Below are 7,363 nucleotides of genomic sequence, written 5' to 3' on the forward strand. Positions count from 1 at the left end.
CACCTCGATAGTCGACGAGATACCGGGGAGGCGGCCGCGAATGGGCCTGTTCGGCAAGCGAAAAACCCGCGCGACGCGTCGTGCCGAGGCCCGGGCGATCAAAGCCCGAGCCAAACTCGAGGCGAAACTGTCCGCGAAAAACGAGGCCCGCCGGTTCAAAGCCGCGCAGCGCGCCGAGTCGAAGGCGCTCAGCGACCAGCTGAAAGCGCAGCGGGACAGCGACCGGACGGCGTTGAAGTTGGCCGAAACCAAGCTCAAGGCTGCGCAGGAGGGCAAGTTGCTATCACCGACGCGGATTCGCCGGCTCCTGACGGTGTCTCGGCTGCTGGCCCCCATCGTGGTGCCGCTGGCCTACCGGATCGCCGTAGCCGCCCGCGGGCTGATCGACCAGCGGCGCGCTGACCAACTCGGGGTTCCGTTGGCCCAGATCGGTCAATTTTCCGGGCACGGTGGCCGGCTGTCGGCCCGCATCGCCGGCGCCGAGCAATCGTTGCGCTCGGTGCAGGAGAAGAAACCCAAGGACGCCGAGACCAAACAATTCGTCGCCGCCATTTCCGAACGGCTCACCGACCTGTCGGCGGCCATCACCGCTGCTGAGAATATGCCCGCCACGCGCCGCCGTACCGCCCACGCCGCGATCTCCAGACAACTCGACGAGATCGACGCCGACCTGATGGCGCGGCTGGGATTGACCTGAAGTCCGCGATGCCGCCCCTGAGAAAGGAAAGCAATCGGATGCCCTGGCACTGCAGTCTGATTTGGCGCGCTCTGATCTCGGCCGCCGCCGCCACCACGCTCTACCTCGGATCGGCCGCCGCCATCGCGCCGGCATCGGCCCACGTTCATGCCAGCAGCGACGACGCCGTGCGCGGCGGCATGGCGATAGTCTCCTTTCAGGTGCCCAATGAGTCCACGAAGGGCGCTGCCACCACCGCTCTGACGGTCAACCTGTCCAATGTCACTGCGGTACAGACCGAAACCCAGCCAGGCTGGACGGCCAAACTCGACCGCGACTCGGCGTCCGGCGCGGTCCGCTCGGTGACCTGGACAGCAGCGCCGAACGGCGGAATCCCCGTCGACCAGTTCGGGCTGTTCCGGATATCGGTGAAACTGCCCGACGCCGACACCGTCAGTTTCCCCGCGACCCAGACCTACGCCGACGGATCGGTGGTCGCCTGGGATCAGGCGGCGCAGCCCGGCGGGGCTGAGCCGAGTAATCCGGTGCCGGTGCTGACACTCGCCGAGGGGCCGACGCCCCCGCCAACCCATCATCACGCGAACCCAAGCAGTACCACCGCGCCGACCGCCGTGGCCGGATCGCAAACGCAAAAGCCAAGGGCAACAGCCGATAACACCGCCCGGGTGCTCAGCGGAGCGGCGCTACTCCTCGCTGCCCTGGGTATCGGTGTCGCACTCGTGATTCGACGAACATGAGCCGGCAAACACGCATGGCTGCGGTGAGTCTGCTTTTGGCGGCAATTGCATTCGCCGCCACCTTGACCGCTGGAGCCGCAAGTGCGCACGCCGCCCGGGTGTCGACCGACCCCGCCGACAATGCCTCCGTCAGCACCGGTCCGACCCACGTCAGTGCGGTCTTCAACGAGGAGCTGCAAACCACGTTCGCCGCGATGACAGTTGTCGGTCCGGACGGCAACCTGTGGTCTTCCGGGCAACCGCAGGTGCACGGCGCGGTTGTCAGCGTCGGCGTGCGGCCGCTGGGACCGACCGGAACCTATACGGCGAACTACCGGGTGACCTCGGCAGACGGCCATGTGGTGTCTGGATCGTGGTCGTTTCGGCTGACGACACCGGGTACCGGCACGCCCGGGCCGATGGCCGACGCCACGGATACTTCTAGCGGCGGCATCCCTATCTGGCCGTTCGTTGCCGGTGCGGTTGTGTTGGTTGGGGGCGCGGCGCTGTGGGCGGCGCGGAAGCGGCCCTGACGGCACGGTCCTTGCCCGGCTAGCCCGGATTTCACGCCTGGCATGATGGATTCGACTGCGGGTGTACGTGGTCGGTGGAGGCGAGAAAGAAACTGCAAAGGAGCAGCCGAATGGCAGACCCGCAGGATCGACCGGACAACACACCCGAACACCCGCCCGGCGCTGCACCCACACCGCCCGCCCCGCCCGCACCACCGGCCGACGTAGCGCCACCAAAACCGCCGGAGCAACCCGCGGAAATGTCAACGCCGCCGGCCGAGGCGCCGGATAAACCGGCGAAGAAGACTCCCGGCAAAAAGGCGCCCGCTAAGGCCGCGAAAGCGGCAAAAAAGGGCCAGCATGCCGCACCCAAGAAGGCAGCAGCTAAAAAGGCGGCCGCCAAGAAAGCAGCCGCTAAGCAGGCGCCCGCCAAAAAAGCCGCGCCCCCAGAAAACGCTGCCGCCAAGCCAACAATCCAACCCCCGACGCCACCACGGATCGAGACCAACGGCCAGCTTGCTGCAGCAGCGAAAGATGCAGCAGCACATGCGAAGTCGACTGTGGACGCGGCGCACAATCCAGTGTCGGGGGAAGCGGGCCCGGCGCCGGCCGGCCGGTCACCAGTACCTTTGGCGGTGGCACTCGTGGTCAGTCTGCTGGCCTTGCTGCTGGTGCGCCAGCTTCGTCGCGGGGCGAGCCGCGATGGCTAGCATGGCCCGGTGACCCTGATTTTCCGGCCCACGGCCGACCTGGTCGACGATATAGGGCCCGCCGTACGTAGTTGTGATGTTCAGTTCCGCCAGTTCGGCGGGCGGACCCAATTCGCCGGCCCGATCACCACAGTGCGTTGCTTGCAAGACAACGCACTTCTGAAGTCGGTGCTGTCCACGCCGGGCGAGGGCGGTGTGCTGGTGATCGACGGCGAAGGTTCGTTGCATACCGCCCTTGTCGGCGACGTCATCGCCGAGTTGGCCCGCTCGAACGGCTGGGCCGGGCTGGTGGTGCACGGCGCCGTTCGGGATGCTGCCGTCCTGCGCGACCTCGACCTCGGCATCAAGGCGCTCGGCACCAACCCCCGCAAGAGCGGCAAGACCGGTGCCGGTGAGCGAGACGTCACGGTCAGCTTCGGCGGGGTGACGTTCGTGCCGGGCGACATCGCCTACAGCGACGACGACGGGATCGTCGTCACTGGAAGCAATGCCGCAGCCGCTACCGGCTAAACCGCCAGGGCGGCAGGCTTTTTCGCGAACTCCAGGGCCTCGTCGTCGACCCGGCCACGCCGGATCAGCTGCAGGTCCAGCAGATAGTTCTGCTTGAGCCGCCACGGGGTTACTGAGCCCGCCTTCGGCAGGTAGTCCAACGCCCGCAATACGTACCCAGGCGTGAAGTCCATCAGCGGACGCTCGTCCACCGAGTCGCCCGGATGCTGCGGCGCCACGGTGTCGTATCCGCGCGCATCCATGTAGTTGAGCACCCGGCACACGAACTCCGATACCAGGTCGGCCTTCAGGGTCCAGGACGCGTTGGTGTAGCCGATGGTGAACGCCATGTTCGGCATGCCGGTCAGCATCATGCCCTTGTAGGCCATCAACTCGGTGAGTTCGACTGGCATCCCGTTACGCCGGATCGCGGCGCCACCGAACAGCTGCAGGTTCAAACCCGTTGCGGTGATGATGATGTCGGCTTGCAGCTCATCACCGGAGCTGAGCTTGATGCCTGTTTTGGTGAACCGGTCGATGGTGTCGGTGACGACGTCGGCCTGGTCGTGCCGAATGGTCTTGAACAGGTCACCGTTGGGCGCCAGGCACAACCGCTGGTCCCACACGTTGTAGCTCGGGCCGAAATGCTTCTCCACGTCGTAGCCCTCGGGCAGACGTCGCTTGGCCATCGTCAGCAGAGTCTTGCGCATGTAGGCGGGGAATTTCCGGGCAAGCTGGTACTGAGCCGTGCTGAAAGCGATTGCCTTCCAGCGGTTCACGACGTGCGCGGCACGGGCCGGCAGCCACCGGTTGGCCCGCTCAGCGACGGGATCGATCAAGGGCAGCGAGCCGATGTAGGTCGGCGAGCGCTGCAGCATGGTGACGTGGCCGGCGCCGGAGTTCACCAAGGCCGGAATGAGCGTCACCGCGGTCGCGCCGGATCCGATAACCACGACCTTCTTGCCCGCGTAGTCGAGGTCCTCCGGCCAGTGCTGGGGATGGATGATCGTGCCCTGGAAGTCTTCGGCGCCTTCGAACGTCGGCGAGTAGCCCTCGTCGTAGTTGTAGTAGCCGCTGCACGCGAACAAGAACGAGCAGCTGATCTGCTCCTGTCGGCCGTCGTTGTCCACCGTGACGGTCCATCGATTGTCAGCATCGGACCATTCGGCGGCCACCACATTCTGGCGGTAGCGGATGTGCTGGTCGATACCGTTCTCGGTCGCGGCCTCCTTGATGTAGGCCTTGATCGACGCGCCGTCGGCGATCGACTGGGCCGACTCCCACGGCTTGAACCGGAAGCCGAGCGTGAACATGTCCGAGTCGGACCGGATCCCCGGGTACTTGAACAGGTCCCAGGTGCCGCCGAGGTCATCCCGGCGCTCCAGGACGGCGTAGCTCTTGGATGGGCAGCGGTCCTGCAGGTGCCAAGCGGCGCTGATGCCGGAGATGCCGGCGCCCACGATGAGGACGTCGAGGTGTTCAGTCATGGCGCCACGCTATCAACACCGTGTTGAGTGCGTCAACACCCTGTCGAATTTCTCAACACCGTGTAAAGTAGCGGTCGTGGCCACCGTCAGCTCTCCCCGCAGCGCACGGGGGCGTCGCTCGGCACGCCCGTCGGGCGACGACCGTGAGCAGGCGATCCTTGCGACTGCCCAGCGGTTGCTCGAAGAGCGCTCCTTTGCCGACATCTCCGTCGACGACCTGGCCAAGGGCGCCGGCCTTTCGAGGCCCACGTTCTACTTCTATTTCAAGTCCAAAGAAGCGGTGCTGCTGTCGCTGCTCGAGCCCATGATCGCCGGTGCCGACGCGGAGTTCGACGGCGCAGCGCAACGCCTGCCAATGGATCCGCGTCGGGTGTGGCGAAATGGCATCAAAGCGTTCTTCACCGCGTTCGACTCCCATCGTGCGGTGGCCCGAGCAGGCACGGAGGCGCTGGCCACCAGCTCGGAGTTCCGCGCCGTGTGGTCGGGCTTCATGCAGAAGTGGATCGACCACACGGCGGCGATGATCACCGCCGAACGCGCGCGGGGCGCCGCACCGGAGACGATCCCGGCAGCAGACCTCGCGACGTCGCTGAACCAAATGAATGAGCGCACCATGATGGCGACCCTGTCCGCTGAACAGCCGGCGGTCATCGAGGACCGCGTCGTCGACACCCTCGCCCATATCTGGGTCAGCAGCATCTACGGACAACCTAGTTACGCCCGGTGACGATGCAGTCCGCTTCGCGGACTGAGGAGAAGCCGGGCAATTAGCCCAAGAAAGTCACCGGTTGATGCGAACATATGTTCGTGTCGGCTGAAGCCCACATCCTGCACGCGGACCTCGACTCGTTCTACGCGTCCGTCGAACAACGCGATGATCCGGCTCTGCGCGGCCGGCCGGTGATCGTCGGCGGCGGGGTGGTGCTGACGGCCAGCTATGAAGCCAAGGCCTACGGTGTGCGCACCGCGATGGGCTGCGCGCAGGCCCGGCGACTGTGCCCGCACGCCGCGGTGGTCCCGCCCAGGATGGCCGCGTATACGCGGGCCAGCGAGGCGGTGTTCGAGGTTTTCCGCGACACCACTCCCCTGGTCGAGCCGCTGTCGGTGGACGAGGCATTCCTGGACGTCGGCGGGCTGCGCCGGGTCTCCGGAACACCGGTGCAGATCGCGGACCGACTGCGCAGCGAGGTACGCCGCCGTGTCGGGCTGCCGATCACCGTCGGTATCGCCCGGACGAAATTCCTCGCCAAAGTCGCCAGCCAGGAAGCCAAACCCGATGGCCTGCTGCTGGTCCCGCCCGGCCGAGAGCTTGCCTTCTTGCATCCGCTGCCGGTGCGCCGGCTGTGGGGCGTCGGTGCGGTGACCGCCGACAAGCTGCACGCCCACGGCATCGAAACGGTCGCCGACGTGGCCGAGCTCAGCGAGTCCATGCTGGCCTCGTTGGTGGGCGGGGCGATGGGCGGCCGGCTGTATGCACTGGCCCGCAATGTCGATCCGCGGCGGGTTTCGACGGGCGGTCGCCGACGGTCGGTGGGCGCTCAGCGCGCGCTTGGCCGCGCAGGCAACACCATGTCGCGCACCGAGATCGACGCGGTGGTGATCAACCTGATCGACCGGATCGCCGGGCGGATGCGGGCGGCCGGGCGCACCGGGCGCACGGTCACATTGCGGTTGCGGTTCAACGACTTCGGCCGGGCCACCCGGTCGCACACGTTGCCGTGGGCCACTGCCTCGACGCAAACCATCCTCGCCACGGCCCGGCAACTGGTCGCAGCCGCCGCGCCGCTGACCGCCGAGCGTGGTCTGACGCTGGTCGGGTTCGCTGTTTCGGAGATCGACCGCAGCGGCGCCGAGCAGCTGATGCTGCCGCTCACCGGGGTGCAAAGGCCCGAGGAAGTCTCAGCCAGCGGAGCCGTCGACGCGGCGGTCGACCGGGTGCGTCGCCGCTACGGGACATCGGCGCTGACCCGCGGAGTCCTGGTCGGCCGCGACCCCGGCCTGGAGATGCCGCATCTACCCGACTGAAAGGGGTGTTGCGACAGCCAGTCTCACAATCCGCGGTCGCGATTCAGCCATTCGTCAGGATTCCACTGCGGATTCGTGGCACCGACCGGCGCCAGCACCAGAGCGGGATCATCAGACTGCACCAGGCAAATCAGATTATCGCCGTCAATCAATGCGGACCGCTGGTTCTCGGCATATATATCGAGCAGGGTGTGGGCGTCATCAGGAAACTTCGCAGCGAAGGCGTCAAACCCGGTGAGCACCATCGCCAGTCCGGAAGCCTCTGCCGGAAAGCCATACTCATGGTCGCGGACGTCACGCAGGCAATCATTCAGAGCGCTCCAGTTGCGCCCGTAGTGACCGGGAATCCGAACATCCGCGCCAGGTCTCGATGCATGTCGACCACACCCAGCCACCGCGACGCATTCAGCCGCACAATGTGATAGCCGCCATCACGCAATTGAGCGACATCGCGATCCAGCACGGCAGGGTTGAAATACAGGTTAACCGCCGACTCAAGAAACCGCGCACCGTGCACCAGCACACTCTATGGGCCTGCCCACCCGAGCAGCGCAAGCGCCAAACAAATTACCGGCCGGCGGGATCGCGGCGGTTTGCGATAATTTCCCAATGAAGGTCGCGTCAGCGGGTTCCACGGCGCCCGGCGCCGTAGCGTCGAGACGAGAGCCATGATGGCTGCGCCCGCCGACCGAACAATGACGATCATCGGGTGGATTGCCGCAGTCGC

The 7,363-nt window shown here is 66.2% G+C and carries 10 protein-coding genes; 7 read left to right on the forward strand and 3 right to left on the reverse strand.

Annotated elements, in window-relative coordinates:
• Nucleotides 1-40: 40 nt before the first annotated feature.
• From WAN71_RS24650 to rraA, 5 genes are all read left to right on the forward strand, one after another.
• The gene (locus WAN71_RS24650) at nt 41-697 is read left to right on the forward strand and encodes a DUF6474 family protein (protein WP_422227845.1); all 657 of its coding nucleotides are present in this window, start codon (nt 41-43) and stop codon (nt 695-697) included.
• Between the two features lie 38 nt (nt 698-735).
• Entirely contained in the window at nt 736-1,434 is a 699-nt protein-coding gene (locus WAN71_RS24655; protein WP_422227837.1) for a YcnI family protein, read from the forward strand.
• A 14-nt stretch (nt 1,435-1,448) separates the two neighbouring features.
• Complete coding sequence (locus tag WAN71_RS24660; RefSeq protein ID WP_422227838.1) at nt 1,449-1,946, forward strand: copper resistance CopC family protein; 498 nt, start codon at nt 1,449-1,451, stop codon at nt 1,944-1,946.
• Between the two features lie 110 nt (nt 1,947-2,056).
• On the forward strand, nt 2,057-2,635 hold the full coding sequence (locus tag WAN71_RS24665) for a nucleoid-structuring protein H-NS (RefSeq protein WP_422227839.1): 579 nt from the start codon (nt 2,057-2,059) through the stop codon (nt 2,633-2,635).
• A 9-nt stretch (nt 2,636-2,644) separates the two neighbouring features.
• The gene (gene rraA, locus WAN71_RS24670; protein ID WP_422227840.1) at nt 2,645-3,145 is read left to right on the forward strand and encodes a ribonuclease E activity regulator RraA; all 501 of its coding nucleotides are present in this window, start codon (nt 2,645-2,647) and stop codon (nt 3,143-3,145) included.
• Here the strand turns inward: rraA and WAN71_RS24675 are convergent.
• Nucleotides 3,142-4,611: a flavin-containing monooxygenase gene (locus WAN71_RS24675; RefSeq protein ID WP_422227841.1), complete on the reverse strand. Its 1,470-nt coding sequence runs from the start codon at nt 4,609-4,611 to the stop codon at nt 3,142-3,144. The genes rraA and WAN71_RS24675 overlap by 4 nt on opposite strands.
• A 76-nt stretch (nt 4,612-4,687) precedes the next feature.
• Between WAN71_RS24675 and WAN71_RS24680 the strand changes: the two genes are divergently transcribed.
• Both WAN71_RS24680 and dinB read left to right on the forward strand, forming a co-directional pair.
• Nucleotides 4,688-5,338 carry a TetR/AcrR family transcriptional regulator gene (locus WAN71_RS24680; protein WP_422227842.1) on the forward strand — a complete coding sequence of 217 codons (651 nt, stop codon included), beginning with the start codon at nt 4,688-4,690 and terminating at the stop codon, nt 5,336-5,338.
• Between the two features lie 74 nt (nt 5,339-5,412).
• On the forward strand, nt 5,413-6,636 hold the full coding sequence (gene dinB, locus WAN71_RS24685) for a DNA polymerase IV (RefSeq protein ID WP_422227843.1): 1,224 nt from the start codon (nt 5,413-5,415) through the stop codon (nt 6,634-6,636).
• 23 nt (nt 6,637-6,659) lie between these two features.
• Here the strand turns inward: dinB and WAN71_RS24690 are convergent, their stop codons facing one another.
• Complete coding sequence (locus WAN71_RS24690) at nt 6,660-7,031, reverse strand: barstar family protein (protein ID WP_422227844.1); 372 nt, start codon at nt 7,029-7,031, stop codon at nt 6,660-6,662.
• Nucleotides 6,947-7,153 (reverse strand): hypothetical protein, encoded by a 207-nt coding sequence (locus tag WAN71_RS24695; protein ID WP_422227846.1) that lies wholly within the window; start codon nt 7,151-7,153, stop codon nt 6,947-6,949. The genes WAN71_RS24690 and WAN71_RS24695 overlap by 85 nt, the downstream gene beginning before the upstream one ends.
• Nucleotides 7,154-7,363 lie beyond the last annotated feature (210 nt).

The organism is Mycobacterium sp. (genome assembly GCF_049280035.1).
Classification (GTDB): domain Bacteria; phylum Actinomycetota; class Actinomycetes; order Mycobacteriales; family Mycobacteriaceae; genus Mycobacterium.

Coding starts and splice junctions, on each gene's coding strand:
- WAN71_RS24660 (WP_422227838.1), top strand. CDS start 1,449: ATGGCTGCGGTGAGTCTGCTTTTGGCGGCAATTGCATTCGCCGCCACC.
- WAN71_RS24655 (WP_422227837.1), top strand. CDS start 736: ATGCCCTGGCACTGCAGTCTGATTTGGCGCGCTCTGATCTCGGCCGCC.
- WAN71_RS24665 (WP_422227839.1), top strand. CDS start 2,057: ATGGCAGACCCGCAGGATCGACCGGACAACACACCCGAACACCCGCCC.
- dinB (WP_422227843.1), top strand. CDS start 5,413: ATGTTCGTGTCGGCTGAAGCCCACATCCTGCACGCGGACCTCGACTCG.
- WAN71_RS24650 (WP_422227845.1), top strand. CDS start 41: ATGGGCCTGTTCGGCAAGCGAAAAACCCGCGCGACGCGTCGTGCCGAG.
- WAN71_RS24675 (WP_422227841.1), bottom strand. CDS start 4,611: ATGACTGAACACCTCGACGTCCTCATCGTGGGCGCCGGCATCTCCGGC.